The following is a 22055-nucleotide window of genomic DNA, read 5'->3' as shown; positions in this document are numbered from 1 at the left end:
AAAATGGCGCCGCCACCGAGGGGAGTGACGACGCCATCTTCTGCGACCCGTTTCGGGCGTGAATTAGCGGCAGCGCAGGCTTCCGCGGTCGATCTCGCGCCCGACCACCGCACCCACGGCACCGCCGAGGATTGCGCCCAAGGTCCGGTCGCCGCGGCCCGCCAGTTCATGCCCGGCGAGCGCGCCGACACCCGCGCCGATCACCAGACCGGTCGTGCCGTTGTCGCGCTTGCAGTAATAGCGGCCATCGCGGCCGCGCCACATGTAGCTGTCGCGGGTGATGCGGCGCGGGGAGGAGTAATAGCCGCGATCGTCATACATGCGGTGCTGGGCGCGGTCCTTGGCGCGCTTGCCATGCGCGGGTGCCCATGACGGCGGATCGGCTGCGGCCGGGGCTGCGGTTCCGATGCCGGTGAGGGCGAGTGTGGCTGCTCCAAGAGCGATGGCGACCTGTTTCATGTTACGTCCTTGTGTTCTCAACTTCGCCACGCAATCTGCCGCCGCATTTACAACGGCGCATGAACGAATGCGCTTTACGGCATATTAGCGATGAGCCGACATATCCCGTGAGACGGGCCGTGGCCGATCAGCGCAGCCTGGCGCGCAGCTTGTCCTGCCACTGCGGCCCGAGCTGCGGGACCGCGAGCAGATCGCGAATCTCGTCCTGCGCCGGCCTGCGTGCCTTGTCGAAGAGCAGGGCGAAGGCGTCCTCCACGCTCCAGCGATCCTGGCTGCGGGCGATGAGGGCGAGACTGTCGCCGGCGACCGCTTCGCCTTCCTCGATCACCCGGAAGTAGATGCCGCAGCGGTGGTTGGCGATGATGCGTTTGACCATGTCCTTGCGTTGGAAATGCCGTTCCAGCGTGCTGCAGGGCTGGCGGCCCATGCTCAGTTCGAGCAGTGCCGTGCCCATCCGGAAACGGTCGCCGATATAGGCTTCGCCCTCCGTCAGGCCCCGCGTGTGGAGGTTTTCGCCGAACGCCCCGGGAGAGGCCAGCCGCGCCACTTCGGGAATCTCCTCGCGCCAATAGGCATAATGGTCCGCCGCGTAGAGATGCACGGCCATGTGCTGCCCGCCGTGATGCTTGCGGTCGGTCTGGGTATCTCCTTCGAGCCCCATGCGGGTGATGCGCACCGGCCCTTCCACGGCATGCTTGTCGATCGAACTGAGTTTTCCGTCGGCGAGGCGCGCGGGCTTGCCGGTGCACAGCGCGAGGACTTCGGCCGTCATGCCGCAAACCCCTTTCCTACAGGATGGAGCACATGGAGCACGGTCCAGGGGGTAAATAAGCCACCCCCTGCAAGCTGGCGGAAACCGGGGGTTTGAGGGCTATTCAAGAGGCGCATGAGAGCCTTCCAGCACAGCGGGCAAATGTATGAAAGCGATATTCTGCCTCAGCGCGGCGGGCGGCGCAGGGTGAGCGCATACCAGTCGCGCTGGACGCCGTCGGCACCCCTGCCGGGATAGCGCTCGCCCGCGGCGATCTCGAAGCCGGCGGTGCGGTAGACCTGCTCCAGCCAACCTTCGCCGGGCAGATTGGTGAGGCGGCCCAGCGGATCGCGCCCCTCGCCGCTGCCGAGCTTGTAATTGGCGAAATGCCAGCCCCCCGGCCTCAGCGCGGCATGGATCGCGGACAGCACCTGCGGCAGATCGGCCCGGGCGACATGGAGCAGGCAGGCATGCGCCCAGACCGCGTCATAGGCTTCCTTGGCAGCGAGCTCGTCGAAGCGCATGACCCGGGCGCCGATGCCGAAGCGTTCATTGGCCTTGCGGACCATGGCCGGTGTGCCGTCGGTCGCATCGAGATCGAAACCGCGCTCGATGATCCGCGCCGAATCCCGCCCCGCGCCGCAGCCCAGTTCCAGGATGCGCGCGCGTGTATCGAGCCGGTCCAGAAATCCATCGAGATGGCGGCTGGGCGCCTGCCCAAAGCTTAAAGTGTAATGCGGCGCATTGGCCTCGTAATAGGCAATGGTCGCAGGATCGGCGCTCATGGCCGTTTGAGATGCGCCGCGAAGAAATCCAGCGTGGCGGGCCAGATCTGCTGCTGCGCCTCCAGCGTCGGTTCGTCATAGCGGAAGTCGCCTTCGGTCCGCTGGACCCCGGTGCCGGAGAGGGCATGGGTGGCGTCGGGAAAGATCAGGGCGACGGTTTCGAGATTGCCCGCCTCGGCCCGGCGCTCGGCAATGTTCTGCGCCATCGCGCCCGAATTCCACGTATTATCTTGATCTCCGCCCGCGACAAGAACGGGCTCGTCGATAGTCTCGACGCGGATACGCGCATCCACCACCCGGTCCGGATGGGCGCGCCGTCCGGCATCCTGCGGAGTGCGCAGGCGGACAGTGGCACCGGGAATGGCGTATTTCTTGAACTCTTCTTCCATGCCGAGATAGGGGACGAAGGGCAGGGGGCGGCCCTGCCAGGAGAAACTGCTGACTTCGCCCGGCTTGGCATTCGGGCCCCAGCCTTCCCAGATCACATCGCTGGGCACGATCGCGGCGACGGCGGCAAAGCCGTCGATCCGGCTGGCCCCTGCCAGAACGAATTCGGCACCTTTCGACACGCCATAAAGCCCGATGCTGTCGGCCTGCACGTCCTTGCGGTTCCTCAGCCAGTCGCGGGCGATCTCCAGTTTTTCGAGCGGAATGGAATCGAAGGCCACCGGAAGGTCGGGCAATTGCCGTTCCTTGGGCAGATAGGCGGGCGAATAATACGGCAGGCCCAAAATGGCATAGCCTTCGGACAGAAAGTGGGGCGCAGAGCCGCGCGATCCGAAATCCCCGCCTTCGCTGCCGCCAAGGATGATGATGGCCGGAAAGGGCCCTTCGCCTTCAGGCGTGGCGAAATAGGCATAGGGCAGGCTGTCGCCCACCATGACTTCGGTGGGCGCGACGGGCGGGCCCGGCTCGGCAGCGAGCGGTGAGGCGAGGGCGACGCACATTGCCGTGACGACACCAAACAGCTTGCTCATGATAATGCCCTTCCTTGTGTATCAGTTGCATAATACACCTCGGAAGAGTTCATGCAAGACAGATATCTAGGGCTGACCTGGCCTTTCGGCGTGGGCGTGGCGGTATCTGGGATAGGTATCGGGCAGGACCTTGCCCTGCGAATAGCGGAAGACCAGCAGGATCAGGACCATCGAGACCGGGAAATCGGCAAAAGTGCTGTAGAAGAGCCAGACATCGGTCGAGGCATAGAGCGCCACCAGCAGATTGAGCGCCGCCAGAACGGCGCCGAACACGCCCATGCCGATCCCCAGCCGCGCGGCATCGATATCGCGATAGGGCAGGTAGGCCATCAACCTCGCTGCCAGCCGGTTGCCCCCGGCCAGACCGTCGATGAAGAACAGCGCGGCGCTCACCACGCCGACGATGGAGGACCGGTATTTCACGGCCTCGTCAGACTGGAACACCAGCGCGAGCACGGCGGAAAGCAGCAGCAGGCCGATGCCGAAAAGCGCCAGCCCGCCGAGCAAATCGACCTTGGTGATTTTCTGCGCGGCGAGCAGGGCAACCCCGAGCGCAGCGCCGACGAATGCCGCAGTCGTCAGATCGGTCAGCTTGGCGACGACGAAGAACAGCAGGCCCAGCGCGATATCGACCGCCAGCGGGATGCGGTTGCGCTTGAACGCGGACATATCGAGCGCGCCGGAAGAGGAGGCGCCGGAGGGACCGCCACCGAAATCTTGCGACAGCGCACTGCCCATGGTCCCGTTCGCATAGGCTGCCATCGTCTCGCGATACTTTTCCGGATAGGCGATGGTGCGGCCGGGATGGCTTTCGTGGATCAGCCGCCCGTCATGGTGCACTGCAATCCCGATGTTGACCGAGCTGACATAGCCTGCTTCGACCTCGATGGCGGAGCCGTCGGGCAGCGTCGCGGACAGATGATGATTGCGCACCGCATCGGGGCCAACGGCCGGGGTGAAATCGCTCGCCGCGATCCGGCCATCCAGTTCGAGTTGGGATTCCAGCCCAACGGTGCGCGAACGCGCCGTGACGGTTGCCTGCACGCCGTCCACCATAAAGCGGCGGCGATAGCGCCAGAGCGTCAGTCCGCCCATCGGCTTACGCTTGGACTGCCTCTGCCGCCTCGCGGTCCCTTTGTGCGCGGCTCTTTTTTTCGGCCGCGGTCTTAAGCTGGCCGCAAGCGGCATCGATGTCGCGGCCGCGCGGCGTGCGCACAGGGGCGGAAATGCCGCCTTCGAAGACGATGTTGGAAAAGCTGCGCACACGCTCCGGTGTAGAGGTATCGTACTGCGCTCCGGGCCATGGGTTGAACGGAATGAGGTTCACCTTGGCGGGCAGATTATACTGCTTGAGCAGGCGAACGAGTTCGCGCGCATGCTCGTCGCTATCGTTCTTGTCCTTCAGCATCACATATTCGAACGTGATGCGGCGCGCATTGCTGGCGCCGGGATAGGCGGCGCAGGCCTCGAGCAGTTCCTCGATGCCGTATTTCTTGTTCAGCGGCACGATTTCGTCGCGGATTTCCTTGGTCACCGCGTGGAGCGAGACGGCAAGATTGACGCCGATTTCCTCGCCGCATTTCTCCATCATCGGGACCACGCCGCTGGTCGACAGCGTGATGCGGCGCTTGGACAGGGCCAGGCCTTCGCCGTCCATGACCAGCTTCAGCGCGCCTTTGACATTGTCGAAATTATACAGCGGTTCGCCCATGCCCATCATCACGATGTTGGTGAGCAGGCGGCCATCGGACCTGTATTCGGAGCTTTCCTCGATCTCGTCGAGATCGGCCCCGTAATCGAACTTCATATTGCCCTTGGGCCATTCGCCCAGCGCATCGCGCGCCAGCATGACCTGGCCGACGATCTCGCCCGGGGTGAGATTGCGGACCAGCTTCATCGTGCCGGTGTGGCAGAAGCGGCAATTGAGCGTGCAGCCGACCTGGCTGGACACGCACAGCGTGCCGCGATCGGCATCGGGGATGAAGACCATTTCGAATTCGTGGCCGTCGGCGGTCTTGAGCAACCATTTGCGCGTGCCGTCGGTCGAATGCTGCGCCTCGACCACTTCGGGGCGGCCGATCACGAACCGCTCGGTCAGCCAGGGGCGCATGGTCTTGGCGATATCGGTCATCGCTTCGAAATCGGTCACGCCGCGGTGATAGAGCCAGTGGAACACCTGCTTGGCGCGCAGCTTGGCCTGCCTGGCATCGAGGCCCGCTTCTTCGAACAGGTCGCGGATGCGGTCCTTGGGAAGGCCGATCAGATCCACGCGGCCATCGGCGCGCGGCGTGATGTCACGCGCGACGGGAACCGGGTCGATCTGCCCGGGAATGCTCATCAAAGTCGTATCTGTCATGGAGCCTGCGCATATAATAGGAGACGCGCCGCTTTACCACCCACATCCTTTTACGGCCTTCAGTCAGTATCATTGAGGATGCGAGGAGGGTGCGCGGAGAGCTTCCGCATTCAGGTTCCCGCCGGGGCAGGGTGTTTCCCCACGGCTCATCGCCCCAATCGTTCATCTCGGCGCAATAATGTGTCTTTCTGGCAACATTTCCAAGTTGTCTGAGGTTAATGAAACTACTTCTGAAAAGCTCCGTTTCATCAGTCCACGCGGCCGGAAAGCCGCGGGTAATAACGGAGTTAAAGTAATGAAAAAGACAGTCGCAATCATGGTCGCAACTTCGGCAGCAGCCCTTGCAGTGCCTGCCGCAGCGCAGGACGCAACCGCCGGAACCTTCACCGGTCCGCGCGCCGAAGTTCTGCTCGGCTATGACATCAGCAAGGCTGGCAGCACCGTCGATGACGACGTGAACGCTGACAATGACGAATCCATCGACGGCTTCGGCTACGGCGTAGGCGTCGGTTACGACTTCAATGCCGGCGGCGTTGTCCTGGGTGTCGAAGGTGAGTGGACCGATTCCACCGCCAAGACCGAATTCACCGATGGCGATTTCGAAGGCTTTGGGCTCGGTAACGTCGAAACCGGCCGTGACCTTTATGTCGGCGCCCGCGTCGGTGTGCTCGCACAGCCCGACCTGCTGCTCTACGCGAAGGGTGGTTACACCAACGCACGCTACAACATCGAAAGCTCGTTCGACGGTGATGAATACAACGCCAAGATCGATGCCGACGGCTACCGTCTCGGTGCCGGTGCGGAATACGCTCTGAGCACCAACACCTTCGCCAAGCTCGAGTACCGTTATTCGAACTACAGCGACGCTGAAGTCGATTTCGAGAACGACAACCTGGCCGACCAGGACATCGGTGAAATCGACACCGACCGTCACCAGGTGATGGTTGGCTTCGGCTACCGCTTCTAATCGAAGTGATCTGAACAACGGAGGCCCGGGGCGTGATTGCCCCGGGCCTTTCGTTTGTGCGGTGTGCGAATGGGTAAGTCGGGGAGGGCGCGCCGATCTGGCGGCTCGCTCTATACGTAGGTGATGGCCATCACTTCCCAGTCGCGCAGGCCTGCAGGCAGGCGCACCGATCTGACATCGCCCACCGATGCGCCCTTGAGCGCACGGGCGAGCGGGCTCGACCAGCCGATCTTCCCGCTGCCTGCATCCTGTTCGTCGTCACCCACCAGCGTGAAGGTCTTGCGGGCGTCGTCCTCGTCGGCGACTTCGACCGTCGCGCCGAAGAACACGCGGTCCTTGTCGGGCTGATCTGCCGGGGCGATCACTCTGGCCGCCTTCATCCGGCGCGCAAGATGAGCGAGCTCGCGGTCGATCTCGCGCATGCGCTTGCGGCCATAGAGATAGTCGCCATTCTCGCTGCGGTCGCCGTTTCCGGCCGCCCAGCTGACGATTTCCACGATCTCCGGCCGCTCTGTGCCCAGCAGGTGGTCGTACCTTGCCTGCAGCGCCCTGTAGCCTGCCGGAGTTATCGGATTGGTTCGTCCCGTCATCGGCGCGCCTTAGGCGCTAATCGTCAGGGAAGGTAGTGCTTCACATTGCGCTGCGCCGAATTGGACTTGTCCGGGTTCATATTGGCATAGCTCACGGCGTTGCCGATCACGCGCATGACGTAATAGCGGGTTTCGAAGTTGGAGGGGATCTGCTCGATCCAGGTCACCCAGTCGACCGCGCCCGTGCGAGGATCGCCGTTGAGCGCCAGCCATTCGTTCACCCGGCCCGGACCGGCATTATAGGCCGCGATGGCGAGCGGATAGGCACCGTTATACCGGCTCATCAACCGCGCGAAATGCTGGTCGCCCAAGCGGATATTGTAGGACGGATCGCCGGTGAGGCTGGCGGACATATACTGGATACCGGCCTTCTGCGCTTCTTCGCGGGCCGTGCCCGGCATCAGCTGCATCATGCCGCGCGCGCCGGCGTGGCTAACGCGGGTGCGGTCGAATTCGCTTTCCTGCCGAGCGATGGCGTGGACCATGGTCCAGTTCGCGCCCGAATGAGTGGGAACGGTCGGGAAGCCGAGCCGCTCGAACCCGTCGACACCCTGTTCGCCCGCGACCATTCCGGCAACCACCGCCATCTCGTCGAGACCGGTCTCGCGCGCCAGTTCGGCGACGAGCGCCATTCTTTCGGGCGTCTTCGCATTTTCTGCGATCGCTTCGAAAAACGCACGCTCGGTCCGCCAGTCGCGGCGATCGCGCGCCATTGCCCGCAGCGCCTTGGTCAGCGGCTCATCATTGAACTGCGAGCGGGCCTGTTCGCTGATACCCGCAGTGAGAACCGGCGAGAAGGTCGGCACCGACCGGCCGAGTTCGCTCAGGGCAAGCTGGCCATAATAATAATCGGGATATTCGGCCGCCATGTTCCAATAGCGCTGAGCTTCCTGCTGATTGCCCGAGCGCGCAGCGGCACGGCCAGCCCAGAAAAAGCCCTTGGAGCGGGTAAGGGGGGTCTTGGCCGCCGCACCGTAACGATAGAACAGCGGCGCAGCGCGCGAACCGTCACCGAGCGACCACAGCGCCTTGGTGCCGCCGAGCCACATCAGATCGGTATATTTGTCGCGCAGCGTGAAGGAGCCGTCCGAAATATCGGTACCCGGCGCAAAGAGATCGTCCACCTTGGAGGCGATGTTCACCGCACTACGGGCATCGGCACCCTGTGCCACACGCAGGGATTCGACCACGAAATCCGTGCCGTCATAGGCAGGGGTGGTGAAATTCGCCCGCGAGGACAGCAGGTTGATCGCGCTGGGCAGCTGTCCGCTGCTGCGATAATAGCGCGCCAGATTATAGACATAGCCGCTATCGCTCATGGCCGAAGCGGGGACCGGAAGACCGGCATTGGCCGGCATGCTTCCTTGCAGAAGGGCTAGGCGGGCCTGCGCCATTTCGCGATAGGCCGGCGAAACGCGCAGGATCTGGCGCGATGCGGCTTCGAGATTTTCCTGCCACAAAAGCGCGTCCATCCGCGCGTCCTGATCTTCAGGAGAGAAGTTCTGGCCGAACAGGCCCTGCATGTATGCTTCCGCCGGGCCGCTCATCGTGCCGTTGCGCCATGCCTCGCGGGCGAGTTCGCGTGCCTCGCCGCGGTTCATTGCGGCCAGCGCCAAGGCATAACGTGCCTTGGCGGAATTGGTGAGGGGCGGGTTGCTGTCGAAGAACTGGACCAGCGCCTGCGGCGTTGCCGCATCGCGATCAAGCGCGTTCTCCGCGCGCAGCTGCAGCAATTCCTGCTTCGGGAAATTGGGATAGCTGGTGATGAAGCCGGCATAATCGGCGAAAGACAGATTTTCCGCCTTGGTCAGATATTCCCAGCGATTGATCGCGGATGCAGCCTGCGTCGGCTGCTGCGCAACCATGGTGTTGCTGCCGTCAGGCCAGCTGGTGGGCGTCTGCGCGTGAGCGGCGACAGGAATGGCCAACGCGGAGCTTGCCATTAAAGCGTATGAAATATTTGTTTTTAGACCCATGCTGGACATAGTGCCCGGCCCCTCCTTATCAGGCGCTGAATGAAATGTGTTCGCGGATGCCTGAAAGGCCCGCTTTTCATACCTCTAACGCAGGACTGACGTAAATGTTCTCAGGCTCAATTCCGGCTCTGGCGACTCCCTTTCGCGACGGAGCGTTCGACGAGGCCGCTTTTCGCAAACTGGTCGACTGGCAGATAGAGAACGGGAGCAAGGGGCTCGTACCCTGCGGGACCACGGGCGAGGCGTCGACCCTGTCGAACGCGGAACATCACCGCGTGATCGAAGTCTGCATTGAACAGGCGGCCGGCCGAGTGCCGGTAATTGCCGGTTGCGGTTCTAACGATACGCGCAACGCCTTGTTGCACATGCAATTTTCCAAGAAGGCGGGGGCGGCGGCCGGGCTGTGCGTCGCGCCCTATTACAACCGTCCCAGCCAGGCGGGGCTCATCGCGCATTTCAGCTTCCTCGCCGAAAACAGCGACCTGCCGATCGTGCTGTACAATGTGCCCGGCCGCACCGTGACCGATATCGAGGACGAGACCGTGGTCGAACTGGTACGCAAATATCCCGACCGCATCGTTGCCATCAAGGACGCGAGCGGAGATCTCTCCCGCGTCGCCGATCACCGCATGGGCATCGGGCGCGACTTCTGCCAGCTGTCCGGCAATGACGAGCTCTGGCTGCCCCACTCGGCGGCAGGTGGATCGGGCTGCATTTCCGTCACTGCCAATGTGGCTCCTGCGCTATGTTCAGAATTCCACGATGCCATCGCGGCCAATGATCTGGTCAAGGCGCGCGAGATCAACGACCGGCTGTTCCCGCTGCATTACGCCATGTTCTCCGACGCAAGTCCTGCGCCGGTCAAATATGCGCTGAGCCGCGTACACGACTGGGTAAGCTGCGACGTTCGGCTGCCGCTTTGCAGTGCGAGCGAAGCAAGCCGCAAAGCGGTGGACGAAGCGCTGGAGCACGCGGGACTGCTCTAACGCAGCCCCGCGAACGAGAAGCTAGTCGGCCGGATTGTGCTTCTGCACGAAGCCGACTGCGGCTTCGAGCATCTGGAGGCGCGTCGTCGAGAGCGACAGCCAGTGATCTTCGCCTTCAAGCGCGATGAGTTCGTAAGGCTTGCCGGCATCTTTCAGCGCATCCGCCATCTTGTGGGAATGTGAATACGGCACCACCGTGTCGTCCTTGCCGTGGATCAGCATGATCGGAGCGTCGGCGCGATCGGCAAAGCGGCGCGGCGACACATCGTTCCACCTGTCCTTCGGGCCCAACTGATCGAGCAGCGCCGCCTTGGTGATCGGCTGCCCGCCCGAGGCGCGATAGTCTTCGTTGAACATGGCGGAAATATCGCTGACCGGAGCGACGGCGACCGCGCAGCGATAGAGATCCTGCTGCAATGTCACCCCGGCAAGAGCAGCATACCCGCCGTAGCTCGCGCCGACGATACAGGCGCGATCCGGATCCACGATCCCCTTGTCCGCCAACGCCGCCAGGCCATCCGAAAGATCGGTCTGCATCTTTCTTCCCCATTCGCCGTAGCCGGCGAGCTTGAAGGACTGGGAACGATTGGTCGAACCCCGGAAGTTTGGCTGGAACACGGCATAGCCGCGTGACGCGAAGGCCTGCGCCCACCAGTCGAACTGTTCGCGATCATGAGCGTGCGGCCCGCCGTGAGGCAGCATGACGAGTGGCAAATTGTTGGCCTCCTTTCCCGGCGGAAGCGTTAGGATACCGTCCATATCGAGGCCGTCGGCTGCAGTGAATTCGAAGGTGGAAACGTCACCTACGCGCTGGGGCGTGAGCGCTTCGCGTTCATAGGCAATTGCCTGCGCCTTGCCATTAGTGAGATCCACCACAAACCAGGAGCCACTGTCACCATTGCCGCTGGTCCGGACCAGGACCTTCTTGAAGTCCGGCGACCAGTCGACCATCCGGAGATCGAAATCGGCAAACGCCTTGCGTATTCCGGTGGCGGCTTTCTGATGCGCTGGGTCGTTGAAAACGGGGCCCTTCTCCACATCGAGATATCCGATCAGATGGCCCGTGCTTTCGTCCCAATACAGACGTTCGATATCGACTTCCCTCAGGAAAGGTCGCGCTTCGCCACCTGCCAGAGGGATTTCGTACCATCTCGAGATGTTTTCCTCATCGCGGGCGGAGTAGATGACGGACCGACCATCGTAACCCAATCCGACGAGGCCGACCCGGCCATTACGCTCGTTACCTTGGGCGATGATGGTGTCATTGGCCTTCAGCACCCAGTCGCCGTCCTTGAGGCTTACGTCGAGTGTGGCGGCGACGTTGCCTGAGGCATCCACGACCCAGTCGCGGGATTCATCCTGTCGCGCCGAGTTGGAGATCCTGCGGGCCTGGCCCGAACGCGTGCCGAACTGATAGAGAAAAGGGCGTCCGTGATCCCAGTTGTATCCACCGGTGCGCCCTGTTCTCTGCAATTCGATGGCACCGAAATAGGCGGCCCATTCGCCATCGACTTTCCTCACACCGTAATTGCCAAGAACCGAATTCACGAGATCCCGGCGCTTGGCAAAAACCGTCTCGATTTCACCTTCGTAAGTCACCGGAATGAGCCGCGCGACCGAGAATTCTGCCTTGTCGGTGGTGAAGCCCCAGAGATCTTCCGTCTGACTGGTGACCAACAGCAGCTGGTCGTCACCAATCCAGTCGAAATAGCGCACCTTCGCCTCACCTGCGGCAACCCGCCGGATCAGCTTCATATCGGAATCGAAAAAGACCACCTGGCGCGTGCCGTGGGCGGTAAGAAGTATCGCAATGTTGTTGCCGCTCGAAGATATGGCCGCGTCTTCGACCTCCGGAAGCGCGCCGTAAGCAGACAGAGGCGCAGGCTCCTGTGCATGGGCGTCTGGACTTGCGAACGTAGTAAAAAATGCGGCAAATACTGCCAAAAAGAAAATGACGACTTTCATTTGAATCCCCCAATTCAATATCTTGTCTCTGGCGCGGGATTTTTCACAAAGCAAGTGTTGTGCGAAGCAGGGGGTTGGCGTTTTCAGCCTCAGCGCCTAAATGCGCCCGTTCTATGGCCCGTCCCAAACCCGCAACCTTCGACAAGCAGAAAACCGTCGCCGACAATCGGCGTGTGCGGTTCGATTATCATGTCGAGGAAACCTTCGAGGCGGGGCTGGCCCTGCAGGGTACCGAGGTGAAGGCACTGCGGGCGGGTGAAGCGAGCATCAAGGAAAGCTATGCCGAGGTGCGTGATGGGCAGGTCTGGCTGATCAATGCCAACGTGCCCGAATATTCGCACGGGAACCGGCTCAATCACGAACCGCGCCGCCCGCGCAAGCTCCTGCTGCACGAACGCGAGATCGAGAAGCTGTTCGGGGCGGTCGAGCGCAAGGGCATGACGCTGGTGCCGCTGTCGATCTATTTCAATTCGACCGGCCGCGCCAAGGTCGAACTGGCTCTGGCCAAGGGCAAGCAGGCCCACGACAAGCGCCAGACGATCAAGGATCGCGATTGGAAGCGCGACAAGGCGAGGTTAATGCGCGAAAAGGGCTGACTTCTTCCCTGTTGCCCCTTTCGAAACCATTTCTCGCCTACCACATCGGAGCCCATGCCAGTTTCGTCGCACCGCCATTGCCAGATGTCATGCCAGCGCTCATGGCGCCGGTGCATGGCTTGGGCATCTTTATGAGCGGTTCGCGTTCCAAAACCTTCCTTGCGGACCTCATCCGCAAACACATGCCCACGCGCGAGGAAATGGCGGAGAACCGTTTCCTCAAACCGATTGCCCACCGCTTCCTGTCGCCCGAATTGTGGCGCTTCACCCGGCGCAGTGTGCCGCGCGGCGTGGCGCTGGGGCTATTTGCGGCATTCATCGTCCCGATCGGGCAGATCTTCCTGGCGGCCTTCATGGCCCTGCCCACGCGCGCCAATGTGCCGCTCGCCTCGGTGGTCACCTTCGTGACGAATCCCTTCACGCTGCCCTTCTGGCTGATCTTCGCCAATCGCACGGGCCGCTTCGTCCTCAATCTGGACGCAGCTGTGGGTGCCGGGGCAGACCGGCTCGCCAGCGAGAGCGGCGTGCTGGCGGGCTGGCTCGAAGTCGGCGGAGTGACCGCGCTGGGCTTTCTCGTGCTGGCAATCGTCAGCGCCGGGGCAGGGTATCTCGTGGCCAGCCTGACGTGGAGATTCGTCGTGGCGCGCCGGAGGAAGAAACTGCTGAAGCAGCGCCGCGAAGCAAGAGCGGGGAAGAGCGGCCAATGAACATGCGGCCCGTCCTTGATGGAGACAGCTTGCCGCCGGTCCCGCTGATGCTGGGCATATTGCTGGCGTTCGCCGTGTCGATCGCGCTGGTCTGGCTCGCGGCCGGAACTGCGCTGGCCGCTGCAGCCTATGCCGGGGCGCTGCTGGTCGTGGTCCTGACCCTGATGCTGTCGCCGCGCCTTGCGGCCTCAAATCCCGATGAAGATGTCACGCAGCCCGACTGGAGCCTTACCGCGTCCGCCATCGAGAACGAAGAGGCGGGTATTGCGGTGGTCGACCGGGCCAATCGCATGACCTGCGCCAATTCCACCTATGAGCGCTGGTTCGGCGGTCCGCTGGCCCCGCATGAACTCATTTTCCAGGGGAGCGGTAAGGCGATGGTGGCCGAGGCTGCGCGGCGCGCCTGGCGCGAGGGGACCGCCGAGGCTGACGGTCTGGTTCTGGAAGGCGGCGAAGACCAGATATTCCTCTCGGTCGAGCGTGCCGGGCGCGGCGAAGACTATCTGATCTGGCGCTTCGGAAAGATCGTGGAACTGGAGACCCATGAAGGCGTGGTCCAGTGGCTCGCCGGGCCGCTGAGCGAAATGCTGTCCAATTCCGGCATCGAGGTGGCGCTGGTCGCCTCCGACGGGATCGTGAAGGCGACCACGCCCGGGCTGGCGGAGCGAACCACCGGCAACAGGGCACTGTCCCTCGCAGGCGAGGAGTTCGTCCAGCTGCTGCGCTCCGACGACCGCGACCGCATTTTCTTCGCGCGCGAAGGGCAGCAGGGTTCGCCCCAGACCCTGGTTCATGTTCCGATGGACAATCCCGCCCGGCCGGATGGCGAAAGGCCGCCCTCCCTGATGGTCCTGATCGACAACACCGTGGGCATCGGCGGCGGCGCGCACGGGGGCGGAAAGTCTGCCATCCCGCAGCTCGAGGCCCTGCTTTCCGCATTGCCACTGGGCCTCGCGCTCACCGATCGCGACGGACGCTTCCTGTTCGCGAACAAGGCCTTCTTGCGCGCGGTGGAACGTGATGGGGAAGGGCTGCCCCAATATCCTTCGGACCTCGTCGTGCGCGAGGACAAGGCCGCTCTGGCAGATACCGTCCGGCGCTTTGCCAAGGGAGCGACCGCCAGCGGCGACATGGCGGTCCGGCTCGGTAACAACAAGGAAGAGCCAGTGTCGATCGGCTTGGCCGGCGTAAGGGGGCTGGGGGAGGCGGCGGTTCTGCTGTCGATTACCGATTCCTCTGAGGAAAAGCGGCTGCGACGCCAGGTTGCGCAGGCCACCAAGATGCAGGCTGTCGGCCAACTGGCGGGCGGCGTCGCGCATGATTTCAACAATGTGCTGACCGCGATCATCGGCTATTGCGATCTCATGCTGCTGCGCCACACACCCGGCGACAGCGACTATGACGACATTCAGCAGATCAAGGCGAATTCCAATCGCGCTGCCTCGCTGACGAGGCAATTGCTCGCCTTCAGCCGTCAGCAGACGCTGCGGCCGGTCGTTCTGCAGATGCCCGACGTTGTGAGCGAGGTCAGCCAGCTTCTGAAGCGGCTGATGGGCGAAAAGATCGAATTCTCAGTGCGCCACGACCGCGAGCTCGGGGCGGTCCGGGCCGATCCTCAGCAGCTCGAACAGGTGATCATCAACCTCGCCGTGAATGCGCGCGATGCGATGCAAAGCAATGCCGAAAAACAGGGGCACCAGGATTGGAAGGGGCGGCTGACCCTGGCGACACGGCGTGTCTCCGCGCGCGAGGTGCGCCGCATGGGCGTCGATGTGATGCCTGCCGACGATTATACGGTGCTGATCGTCCAGGACACCGGCGGCGGCATTCCGACTGACAACTTCAACAAGATCTTCGAACCCTTCTTCACCACCAAGGAGCAGGGGAAGGGAACGGGGCTGGGACTTTCGACGGTTTACGGGATCGTGAAACAATCCAACGGCTTTATCTATGCCGACAATGTGCTCGACCCGCATGGCCGGCCGACCGGCGCGCGCTTCACCATCTACCTGCCTGTGCACAAGGGGCACGTGCGAGAGGCGCGCCGGGTTGAGGAGGCTGACGACGGGAAAGCGAGCGATTGGGCTGGCGGCGGAAAGCTCCTGCTGGTCGAGGACGAGGATATGGTCCGCGCCGTGGCGGAGCGCGCCTTGGCCCGTGCAGGCTATGTCGTCACCTCGGCCCGCGACGGCGAGGAAGGCCTGGCGATCGCCAAGGGCAAGGAAGATTTCGACCTGATCGTTTCCGACGTGGTCATGCCGGCGATGGATGGTCCGGCGATGGCGCGCGCGATCCGGCGCATAAAGCCCAATATCCCCATCCTTTTCATGTCGGGCTATGCCGAAGAGCAATTGCGCAACGATATCGACATCGACAATATGCATTTCATCCCGAAGCCCTTCAGCGTCCAGCAGATCAATGCGAAGGTATCCGAAGTGCTGTCCGAACAGGGCAAGGGCAGCAAGTAGCCTTTCCGATTAGTCTTTTCTCTCGTCCAACGCATGCCTTCGGCGACCGATTGAAAAAAATTCCGTTCTCCTCTTGTTCTATTGGAACATAGTGGGTACATCACTTCGCAGTTGAAGAGTCGATACCGGCTCTGGAAAACCGAGAAGGGAATGTGTCATGGCGGCCAGTCTGAAGCTTGTAGAAGGAAAGAAAGTGGACGCAGACCGTCAGAAGGCATTGGATGCCGCCCTTTCGCAGATCGATCGTGCGTTCGGCAAAGGCTCCGCCATGAAGCTCGGCCAGAAAGAGGCCATGAATGTCGAGTCGATTTCCACCGGCTCGCTCGGGCTGGACATTGCTCTTGGCGTGGGTGGCCTTCCCAAGGGCCGCGTGATCGAAGTCTATGGGCCGGAAAGCTCGGGCAAGACCACGCTGGCTCTGCATTGCATTGCGGAAGCCCAGAAAGCCGGCGGTACGGCAGCTTTCGTGGATGCCGAACACGCGCTGGACCCGGTCTATGCGAAGAAGCTTGGCGTCGATATCGACGAGCTCATCGTCTCGCAGCCCGATACCGGGGAGCAGGCGCTCGAAATCACCGATACTCTGGTCCGTTCGAATGCCATCGACGTTCTGGTCGTCGATTCGGTTGCCGCGCTGGTTCCCCGTGCCGAAATCGAAGGCGAGATGGGTGACAGTCATGTCGGCCTCCAGGCTCGTCTCATGTCCCAATCGCTGCGCAAGCTGACGGGTTCGATCAACCGGTCCAAGTGCATGGTGATCTTCATCAACCAGCTGCGGATGAAGATCGGCGTGATGTACGGCAATCCGGAAACCACGACCGGCGGTAATGCGCTCAAGTTCTATGCATCGGTCCGCCTCGACATTCGCCGGACCGGACAGATCAAGGATCGCGACGAAGTGATCGGCAATGCCACCCGCGTAAAGGTGGTGAAGAACAAGGTCGCGCCGCCATTCAAGCAGGTCGAATTCGACATTATGTACGGCGAAGGTATTTCGAAGATCGGTGAAATTCTCGATCTCGGCGTGAAGGCCGGTGTGGTCGAAAAATCGGGAAGCTGGTTCAGTTACGACAGCGTCCGGATTGGTCAGGGCCGTGAAAACGCCAAGAACTTCCTTCGCGAGAACCCCGAAATGTGCGCCAAGTTGGAGGCTGCGATCCGCGGCAAAACCGACGAGGTCGCCGAAGAGATGATGACAGGCCCGGACGCGGAAGACTGATCACATCTCTTCAAGCGGGAACGCTTGTGGTTCCTCGTTCCCAACCACAAGTCTCATGCCGGACTGTCCCCCGGCGTTCCCGGATACACGGAAAGCCGGTGCGCGCTGCCTCGATGGCCGCCGCACCGGCTTTTCGCGTTTATAGCTGTCTTTTTCCGACATAGATGAGCGCGCAAGACCCGATCCCAAGGCCTCAGGGACAGAGACAGCACGCTTCAGCTCCGATGCGCGCAAGGGCTACTCGTCAGTTCGGTCGGACAGACCACGGCTCTGAGTCGCCGGGGCGACTCAATCGGCCTCCGGCATTATCACGCGGTTCGCGAAAGGGGGCCGTAGGCCTGCAGTTGGCAACGGATGCAAACCGCCTGAAGACGCGTTCGTCCCACCGGCATTCGATCCGAGAGCAAGCGGTAGCCGGCAATCCGAAGATGCGCTCCGGTGGGGCGCCGAGGCGTCCCGGACCGATCGATCAGTAGGGGCGGTAAGCCGATGCGCCGCTATAGCGGGCGAGGATGTTGTCGTGCACGATCGGCGACAGCAGTTCGCTAAAGGCACAGCCGACCATGCAGTTTTCCCACCACACAACCTGGGCCTGAAGCGATTCGAGACCGGGCAGGGTGAGCCAGCAAAGCTGGCCTTCATGCATGCGATTGATCGCCGCAGCAGAAAAGCCCGACATCGAAAGATCGTGGATCACGGTCTGGAAAGCGCGGCCACCACTGGCACGCAGCTGGCCTGGAATGGTGATCTTGGTCCGCGGCGCGCTACGATCTTCCTGCGCAGCCAGTGAATAGCGATCTCGCGTCTGGTAGGTCATGTGCAACGTTCCCTTGCCCTCGATGCAATTACGGCATCACGCGCGGCAGGCGTGAAGTAATTCCAAAGCCCATACGCAGGCCCTAATTAAGAAACCGTTGCAAGACAGGGTTAACGTATCAGTCGATCCGTTCGCGATGGCGCGTCTGGAAGTCGGTGATGACCAGATCGACAAGCCGCTTCGCCACGTCTTCGGGCGGCTTGACCGTCGCCGGATCTTCGCCCGGATAGGCCTTGGCCCGCATCGCGGTACGCGTCGCGCCCGGATCGATCGTCGCCACCCGGACCTTGCTGATTTTCTCGACTTCCTGGGCATAGGCGTCAAGCAGATTGTCGAATGCGGCCTTGGTTGCGCCGTAAGCCGACCAGTAGGCGCGAGGCGTCTCGCCCACGCTGCTGGTCAGGCCGATAACCCGGGCGGCATCGGCGCGCTTGAGCAGCGGGTCGAAATTCGAAAGCAGCGCCTGCGTGGCGAGGAGGTTGGTGGTGACCGCCTGACTGAACTGCTTGCCGTCGATCTGCGTAACCGGTGACAGGGTCGGCAAGTAGGCAGCTGAAATAACGAGGTAATCAAGCTTGTCCCAGCGCCCCGCAATAGCGGATGCCAGGCGGGCGATCCCATCGCTTTCGGCGAGGTCGATCGGCGCGATGGTGGAAGCGCCGCCCGCTTCGTGGATACGGTCCTCGACCGCTTCCAAAGCCCGCACATCGCGGGCCGTCAGCACCACGTGCGCGCCGGCTTCGGCGAACGCCAGTGCGGTTGCCGCACCGATACCCTTGCTCGCGCCAGTGACGAGGGCCAGCTTGCCTTCCAGTGCCTTCGTCATCTCAGGCGACCTTCTCGGCCGGGAAGGCCAGTTCCGCCTGCTTGTCTTCACGCTTGGCGAGATCGGTCAGCGAGGTGGGGTAATCGCCCGTGAAGCAGGCGTCGCAGAATTGCGGACATTCCTTCACGCGCGGTCTTTCGCCTACGGCCCGGTAGAGGCCATCGATTGAAACGAAAGCCAGGCTGTCGGCCTTGATGAACTCGCGCATCGGCTCGACATCCATCCGCGCGGCGAGGAGCTTGCTGCGTTCCGGCGTGTCGACGCCGTAGAAGCAGCTGTGAGCGGTGGGCGGGCTGGCGACGCGGAAATGTACTTCCTTTGCGCCCGCATCGCGCATCATCTCGACGATCTGCATCGAGGTGGTGCCGCGCACGATGGAATCGTCGATCAGCACGATGCGCTTGCCGGCTACAAGATTGCGATTGGCATTGTGCTTGCGCTTCACGCCTGCATGCCGCGCGCCGTCCGATGGCTGGATGAAGGTGCGGCCGACGTAATGCGAGCGGATGATGCCGAGTTCGAACGGAATGCCCGCTTCCTGCGCATAACCGATAGCCGCCGGCACGCCGCTGTCGGGTACCGGAACGACGAGATCGGCCTCGACGGGCGTTTCCTTGGCCAGCTCGGCACCGATAGCCTTGCGCGCTTCATAAACGCTGCGGCCAGCGAAGAAGCTGTCCGGACGGCTGAAATAGACGTGTTCGAAGATGCAGGGGCGCGGGGAATGATTGCCGAAGGGATGCAGCGAATCGACATTGCCGTCGTAATCGACCTTGATCAGTTCGCCCGGTTCGACTTCGCGGACCATTTCCGCACCCACCACGTCGAAGGCCACGCTCTCGCTCGCGAACACCGTCGCATCGCCCATCTTGCCCATGACAAGCGGGCGGATGCCGAGCGGGTCGCGGCAGGCGATCATGCCTTCCGGGGTCATCACGATCAGCGCATAGGCACCTTCGAGCAGGCGCAGCGCATCGACCAGGCGGTCGACGATCGTGGGATAGCGGCTCGTCGCCACGAGATGGATGATGACTTCGGTGTCGGACGTCGACTGGAAGATCGCCCCGCGCTGGACGAGTTCCTGCCGCAGCGTGCCCGCGTTCGAGATATTGCCATTATGCGCGACCGCAAAGCCGCCACTCGCCAGATCGGCGTAAAGCGGCTGCACATTGCGCAGGCCCGATCCGCCGGTGGTAGAATAGCGCACGTGGCCAGCAGCCATGTGGCCAGGCAGTTCTGCGATCGCTTCCTGCGAGGAGAAGTTTTCCGCAACATGGCCAAGGCCGCGGCGGGTGCGGAATTCAACGCCGTCCCAGGCCACTATTCCGGCGGCTTCCTGCCCCCGGTGCTGCAGGGCGTGCAGGCCGAGCGCAGTCGCAGCGGCGGCATCTGCTGCGTTGATGGCGCCGAAAACGCCGCATTCTTCGCGCAGCTTATCGCCATCCGCATCGAGGAAGGGGTGGGTGCAATTCATGGTGCTGTCCGCGATGATGAATGATGGCGCCCCAATGGCGATGTTACGCCGTGATTACAAGGTTTGTGCGCCGGTTTGCGGACAAGATTTTGCAGCCATTCATTGCGCCGCCAGAAATCTCTGCCTAAACGCCCACTCCACGAGATATCCTATCTGCGAACCATTTCATCGGGACCGCCTTGCTGCTCTCACCTTTCGAACGGACCATTGCCAAACGCTATCTGCTTCCGGGCAGGAGCGAGGCCTTCATTGCGCTCGTCGCCGGCATATCGATAACGGTCGTCATGCTCTCGGTTGCCATGCTGGTGATCGTCATGAGCGTGATGAACGGTTTCCGGGCCGAATTGCTCGACAAGATCGTGGGTCTCAACGGCCACGCCATCGTGCAGGCCTATGGCGGACGGCTCGATGACTGGGAGAACGTGCTTCAGGAAGTGAAGCAGACGCCGGGCGTCACCGAAGCATCTCCCCTGATCGAACAGCCTCTGCTGACGACGTTCAACGGCAGGGTCGAGGCGATCCTGCTGCGCGGCAATACTCCGGCAGATATCCGCGAACTGGGGCAGAAGGTCGTTGCCGGCAATATCGACGCGCTTCAGCCGGGGGCAAGCAAGGTCGCCATCGGCGTCCGCCTGGCCGAGAACATCGGCGCGCGGGTGGGCGACACGATCACCATCATCAATCCGCAGGGCCGATCCACCCCGTTCGGCACCGTTCCGCGCCAGGTGGGATACGAAGTCGCCGCGATTTTCGAGGTCGGGGTGTATGATTATGATGGCGCGTTCGTCGTCATGCCCATGCAGGATGCCCAGACCCTGCTGCTGATCGGCGATACGATCGGCATGATCGAAGTCAAAGTGACCGACCCCGACAAGGTGGAGGACATCCTTGCTCCGGTGGAGCAAGCCCTAGCCGGAAGGGCCGTGGTGCGCGACTGGAAAACCATCAATGCCACGCTGTTCGAAGCGCTGCAGGTGGAGCGTGCCGCCATGGCCTTCGCCCTGAGCTTCATGGTGCTGGTCGCCGCGTTCAACATCCTGTCGAGCCTCGTCATGCTTGTGCGCGCCAAGACCCGCGACATCGCTATCATGCGTACCATGGGGGCCACCCGGCGCAGCCTCACAAAGATATTCGTCACCACCGGTTTCACGGTCGGAGCGATCGGCACTATCGCCGGGCTTATCCTGGGCGCACTGGTGCTCGGTTTCCGCGAGCAGATCGTGACCGCGATCAGCTGGCTGACCGGAGCCGATCTGTGGGATCCGCAGGTCCGCTTCCTCAGCACGATCCCGTCCAAACCCGATCCGGTGGAAATCGCCATGATCGTCGGTCTCGCGCTGATCATGAGCTTCCTCGCGACGCTTTATCCGGCGCTGAAGGCCGCCAGCACCGATCCGGTACAGGTTCTGCGTTATGAATGATCCCATCGTCCAGCTTCGCGGGCTGACCCGCAGTTTCGAACAGGGTGGGGTACGCATCGACGTCCTGCGGGGTGTCAATCTCGACATCATGCCGGGCGAGATCGTCGCGCTGCTTGGTCCGTCGGGTTCAGGTAAGTCGACGCTGCTACAGGCAGTGGGCCTGCTCGAGGGCGGCTTCGGTGGCGAAATCCTTATCTCGGGCAATTCGGCGGAAAAGAGCGATGCCAATGCGCGCACCACGCTGCGCCGCGATCACCTGGGTTTCGTTTATCAATTCCATCACCTGCTGCCCGATTTCGATGCGCGGGAAAATGTGATTCTGCCGCAGCTCGTCGCCGGGAAACCCCGCGCGCAGGCCGAGGTGCGGGCGGAAGAATTGCTGACCGCACTGGGCCTCGGTCACCGGCTCGACCACCGGCCCAGCCAGCTTTCCGGCGGTGAGCAGCAGCGGGTCGCTGTCGCACGCGGCTTGGCCAATCGGCCCGATCTCGTGCTGGCCGACGAACCCACCGGAAACCTAGACGAGGCGACTTCCGACAAGGTTCTTGAACAGTTCCTGTCGCTGGTCAGGGGCGAAGGAAGCGCCGCCTTGATCGCAACGCATAACGAACGCCTTGCAGCGCGGATGGACCGTGTCGTGCGTCTGCACGAAGGCGTGCTTGGATAGTGGACCCGAAACGCCCGTCGCACGTTAGGGCGAAAAAGGAGTTTGATT

General features: G+C 62.4%; 20 protein-coding genes. 8 read left to right on the top strand and 12 right to left on the bottom strand.

The window, feature by feature from the left end:
- Positions 1 to 63 precede the first annotated feature (63 nt).
- The 6 genes from K3175_RS02100 to rlmN form a co-directional block, all read right to left on the bottom strand.
- Entirely contained in the window at positions 64 to 459 is a 396-nt protein-coding gene (locus tag K3175_RS02100) for a glycine zipper 2TM domain-containing protein (RefSeq protein ID WP_221541718.1), read from the bottom strand.
- Between the two features lie 127 nt (positions 460 to 586).
- Complete coding sequence (locus K3175_RS02095) at positions 587 to 1231, bottom strand: MOSC domain-containing protein (protein WP_221541717.1); 645 nt, start codon at positions 1229 to 1231, stop codon at positions 587 to 589.
- A 164-nt stretch (positions 1232 to 1395) separates the two neighbouring features.
- Positions 1396 to 1995 (bottom strand): class I SAM-dependent methyltransferase, encoded by a 600-nt coding sequence (locus K3175_RS02090; RefSeq protein ID WP_221541716.1) that lies wholly within the window; start codon positions 1993 to 1995, stop codon positions 1396 to 1398.
- Positions 1992 to 2972: an acyl-CoA thioester hydrolase/BAAT C-terminal domain-containing protein gene (locus tag K3175_RS02085; protein WP_221541715.1), complete on the bottom strand. Its 981-nt coding sequence runs from the start codon at positions 2970 to 2972 to the stop codon at positions 1992 to 1994. The genes K3175_RS02090 and K3175_RS02085 overlap by 4 nt, the downstream gene beginning before the upstream one ends.
- A 66-nt stretch (positions 2973 to 3038) precedes the next feature.
- Positions 3039 to 4067 (bottom strand): septation protein IspZ, encoded by a 1029-nt coding sequence (locus K3175_RS02080; protein ID WP_221541714.1) that lies wholly within the window; start codon positions 4065 to 4067, stop codon positions 3039 to 3041.
- 4 nt (positions 4068 to 4071) lie between these two features.
- The gene (gene rlmN / locus K3175_RS02075) at positions 4072 to 5328 is read right to left on the bottom strand and encodes a dual-specificity RNA methyltransferase RlmN (protein ID WP_221541713.1); all 1257 of its coding nucleotides are present in this window, start codon (positions 5326 to 5328) and stop codon (positions 4072 to 4074) included.
- Positions 5329 to 5623: 295 nt separating this feature from the next.
- Here rlmN and K3175_RS02070 point away from each other — a divergent pair, with 295 nt between their 5' ends.
- Positions 5624 to 6295, top strand: coding sequence for an outer membrane protein (locus K3175_RS02070; protein WP_221541712.1), 672 nt, complete (start codon positions 5624 to 5626; stop codon positions 6293 to 6295).
- Positions 6296 to 6405: 110 nt separating this feature from the next.
- On the opposite strand, the gene greB is transcribed toward K3175_RS02070, so the two are convergent.
- Together greB and K3175_RS02060 are read right to left on the bottom strand one after the other, a co-directional pair.
- Complete coding sequence (greB, locus tag K3175_RS02065; protein ID WP_221541711.1) at positions 6406 to 6885, bottom strand: transcription elongation factor GreB; 480 nt, start codon at positions 6883 to 6885, stop codon at positions 6406 to 6408.
- A gap of 23 nt (positions 6886 to 6908) precedes the next feature.
- The gene (locus K3175_RS02060) at positions 6909 to 8828 is read right to left on the bottom strand and encodes a lytic transglycosylase domain-containing protein (protein WP_221541710.1); all 1920 of its coding nucleotides are present in this window, start codon (positions 8826 to 8828) and stop codon (positions 6909 to 6911) included.
- A gap of 137 nt (positions 8829 to 8965) precedes the next feature.
- Between K3175_RS02060 and dapA the strand changes: the two genes are divergently transcribed.
- Positions 8966 to 9847 (top strand): 4-hydroxy-tetrahydrodipicolinate synthase, encoded by an 882-nt coding sequence (gene dapA, locus K3175_RS02055; RefSeq protein WP_221541709.1) that lies wholly within the window; start codon positions 8966 to 8968, stop codon positions 9845 to 9847.
- Positions 9848 to 9868: 21 nt separating this feature from the next.
- Here the strand turns inward: dapA and K3175_RS02050 are convergent, their stop codons facing one another.
- Positions 9869 to 11812, bottom strand: a complete 1944-nt coding sequence (locus tag K3175_RS02050) for an alpha/beta hydrolase family protein (RefSeq protein WP_221541708.1) — start codon at positions 11810 to 11812, stop codon at positions 9869 to 9871.
- Between the two features lie 113 nt (positions 11813 to 11925).
- Between K3175_RS02050 and smpB the strand changes: the two genes are divergently transcribed.
- The 4 genes from smpB to recA all read left to right on the top strand — a co-directional run bounded on the left by smpB (position 11926) and on the right by recA (position 16802).
- Positions 11926 to 12408: an SsrA-binding protein SmpB gene (smpB, locus tag K3175_RS02045; protein WP_221541707.1), complete on the top strand. Its 483-nt coding sequence runs from the start codon at positions 11926 to 11928 to the stop codon at positions 12406 to 12408.
- 131 nt (positions 12409 to 12539) lie between these two features.
- Positions 12540 to 13115, top strand: coding sequence for a DUF2062 domain-containing protein (locus K3175_RS02040; protein WP_224811464.1), 576 nt, complete (start codon positions 12540 to 12542; stop codon positions 13113 to 13115).
- Positions 13112 to 15583: a hybrid sensor histidine kinase/response regulator gene (locus tag K3175_RS02035; RefSeq protein WP_247710616.1), complete on the top strand. Its 2472-nt coding sequence runs from the start codon at positions 13112 to 13114 to the stop codon at positions 15581 to 15583. The genes K3175_RS02040 and K3175_RS02035 overlap by 4 nt, the downstream gene beginning before the upstream one ends.
- 157 nt (positions 15584 to 15740) lie before the next feature.
- Complete coding sequence (recA, locus tag K3175_RS02030) at positions 15741 to 16802, top strand: recombinase RecA (RefSeq protein WP_221541706.1); 1062 nt, start codon at positions 15741 to 15743, stop codon at positions 16800 to 16802.
- Between the two features lie 469 nt (positions 16803 to 17271).
- On the opposite strand, the gene K3175_RS02025 is transcribed toward recA, so the two are convergent.
- The 3 genes from K3175_RS02025 to purF all read right to left on the bottom strand — a co-directional run bounded on the left by K3175_RS02025 (position 17272) and on the right by purF (position 19919).
- Complete coding sequence (locus tag K3175_RS02025) at positions 17272 to 17619, bottom strand: PilZ domain-containing protein (protein WP_221541705.1); 348 nt, start codon at positions 17617 to 17619, stop codon at positions 17272 to 17274.
- Positions 17620 to 17737: 118 nt separating this feature from the next.
- A complete protein-coding gene (locus tag K3175_RS02020; RefSeq protein WP_221541704.1) occupies positions 17738 to 18445 on the bottom strand; it encodes an SDR family NAD(P)-dependent oxidoreductase in 708 nt (235 codons plus the stop codon).
- A gap of 1 nt (position 18446) precedes the next feature.
- Positions 18447 to 19919, bottom strand: a complete 1473-nt coding sequence (purF, locus tag K3175_RS02015; protein ID WP_221541703.1) for an amidophosphoribosyltransferase — start codon at positions 19917 to 19919, stop codon at positions 18447 to 18449.
- 179 nt (positions 19920 to 20098) lie between these two features.
- On the opposite strand from purF, the gene K3175_RS02010 reads away from it, so the two are divergent.
- Positions 20099 to 21340 carry a lipoprotein-releasing ABC transporter permease subunit gene (locus K3175_RS02010; RefSeq protein ID WP_221541702.1) on the top strand — a complete coding sequence of 414 codons (1242 nt, stop codon included), beginning with the start codon at positions 20099 to 20101 and terminating at the stop codon, positions 21338 to 21340.
- A complete protein-coding gene (locus K3175_RS02005) occupies positions 21333 to 22007 on the top strand; it encodes an ABC transporter ATP-binding protein (protein WP_221541701.1) in 675 nt (224 codons plus the stop codon). The genes K3175_RS02010 and K3175_RS02005 overlap by 8 nt, the downstream gene beginning before the upstream one ends.
- Positions 22008 to 22055 lie beyond the last annotated feature (48 nt).

This window comes from Qipengyuania aestuarii (assembly GCF_019711535.1).
Classification (GTDB): Bacteria; Pseudomonadota; Alphaproteobacteria; order Sphingomonadales; family Sphingomonadaceae; genus Qipengyuania; species Qipengyuania aestuarii.
This window is presented reverse-complemented; position numbering and strand designations above follow the sequence as displayed.

What these genes read in the sequence shown, in the direction of transcription:
- K3175_RS02100 (WP_221541718.1), bottom strand. Translation starts at nt 459, where the DNA reads ATGAAACAGGTCGCCATCGCTCTTGGAGCAGCCACACTCGCCCTCACC.
- K3175_RS02095 (WP_221541717.1), bottom strand. Translation starts at nt 1,231, where the DNA reads ATGACGGCCGAAGTCCTCGCGCTGTGCACCGGCAAGCCCGCGCGCCTC.
- K3175_RS02090 (WP_221541716.1), bottom strand. Translation starts at nt 1,995, where the DNA reads ATGAGCGCCGATCCTGCGACCATTGCCTATTACGAGGCCAATGCGCCG.
- K3175_RS02085 (WP_221541715.1), bottom strand. Translation starts at nt 2,972, where the DNA reads ATGAGCAAGCTGTTTGGTGTCGTCACGGCAATGTGCGTCGCCCTCGCC.
- K3175_RS02080 (WP_221541714.1), bottom strand. Translation starts at nt 4,067, where the DNA reads ATGGGCGGACTGACGCTCTGGCGCTATCGCCGCCGCTTTATGGTGGAC.
- rlmN (WP_221541713.1), bottom strand. Translation starts at nt 5,328, where the DNA reads ATGACAGATACGACTTTGATGAGCATTCCCGGGCAGATCGACCCGGTT.
- K3175_RS02070 (WP_221541712.1), top strand. Translation starts at nt 5,624, where the DNA reads ATGAAAAAGACAGTCGCAATCATGGTCGCAACTTCGGCAGCAGCCCTT.
- greB (WP_221541711.1), bottom strand. Translation starts at nt 6,885, where the DNA reads ATGACGGGACGAACCAATCCGATAACTCCGGCAGGCTACAGGGCGCTG.
- K3175_RS02060 (WP_221541710.1), bottom strand. Translation starts at nt 8,828, where the DNA reads ATGGCAAGCTCCGCGTTGGCCATTCCTGTCGCCGCTCACGCGCAGACG.
- dapA (WP_221541709.1), top strand. Translation starts at nt 8,966, where the DNA reads ATGTTCTCAGGCTCAATTCCGGCTCTGGCGACTCCCTTTCGCGACGGA.
- K3175_RS02050 (WP_221541708.1), bottom strand. Translation starts at nt 11,812, where the DNA reads ATGAAAGTCGTCATTTTCTTTTTGGCAGTATTTGCCGCATTTTTTACT.
- smpB (WP_221541707.1), top strand. Translation starts at nt 11,926, where the DNA reads ATGGCCCGTCCCAAACCCGCAACCTTCGACAAGCAGAAAACCGTCGCC.
- K3175_RS02040 (WP_224811464.1), top strand. Translation starts at nt 12,540, where the DNA reads ATGAGCGGTTCGCGTTCCAAAACCTTCCTTGCGGACCTCATCCGCAAA.
- K3175_RS02035 (WP_247710616.1), top strand. Translation starts at nt 13,112, where the DNA reads ATGAACATGCGGCCCGTCCTTGATGGAGACAGCTTGCCGCCGGTCCCG.
- recA (WP_221541706.1), top strand. Translation starts at nt 15,741, where the DNA reads ATGGCGGCCAGTCTGAAGCTTGTAGAAGGAAAGAAAGTGGACGCAGAC.
- K3175_RS02025 (WP_221541705.1), bottom strand. Translation starts at nt 17,619, where the DNA reads ATGACCTACCAGACGCGAGATCGCTATTCACTGGCTGCGCAGGAAGAT.
- K3175_RS02020 (WP_221541704.1), bottom strand. Translation starts at nt 18,445, where the DNA reads ATGACGAAGGCACTGGAAGGCAAGCTGGCCCTCGTCACTGGCGCGAGC.
- purF (WP_221541703.1), bottom strand. Translation starts at nt 19,919, where the DNA reads ATGAATTGCACCCACCCCTTCCTCGATGCGGATGGCGATAAGCTGCGC.
- K3175_RS02005 (WP_221541701.1), top strand. Translation starts at nt 21,333, where the DNA reads ATGAATGATCCCATCGTCCAGCTTCGCGGGCTGACCCGCAGTTTCGAA.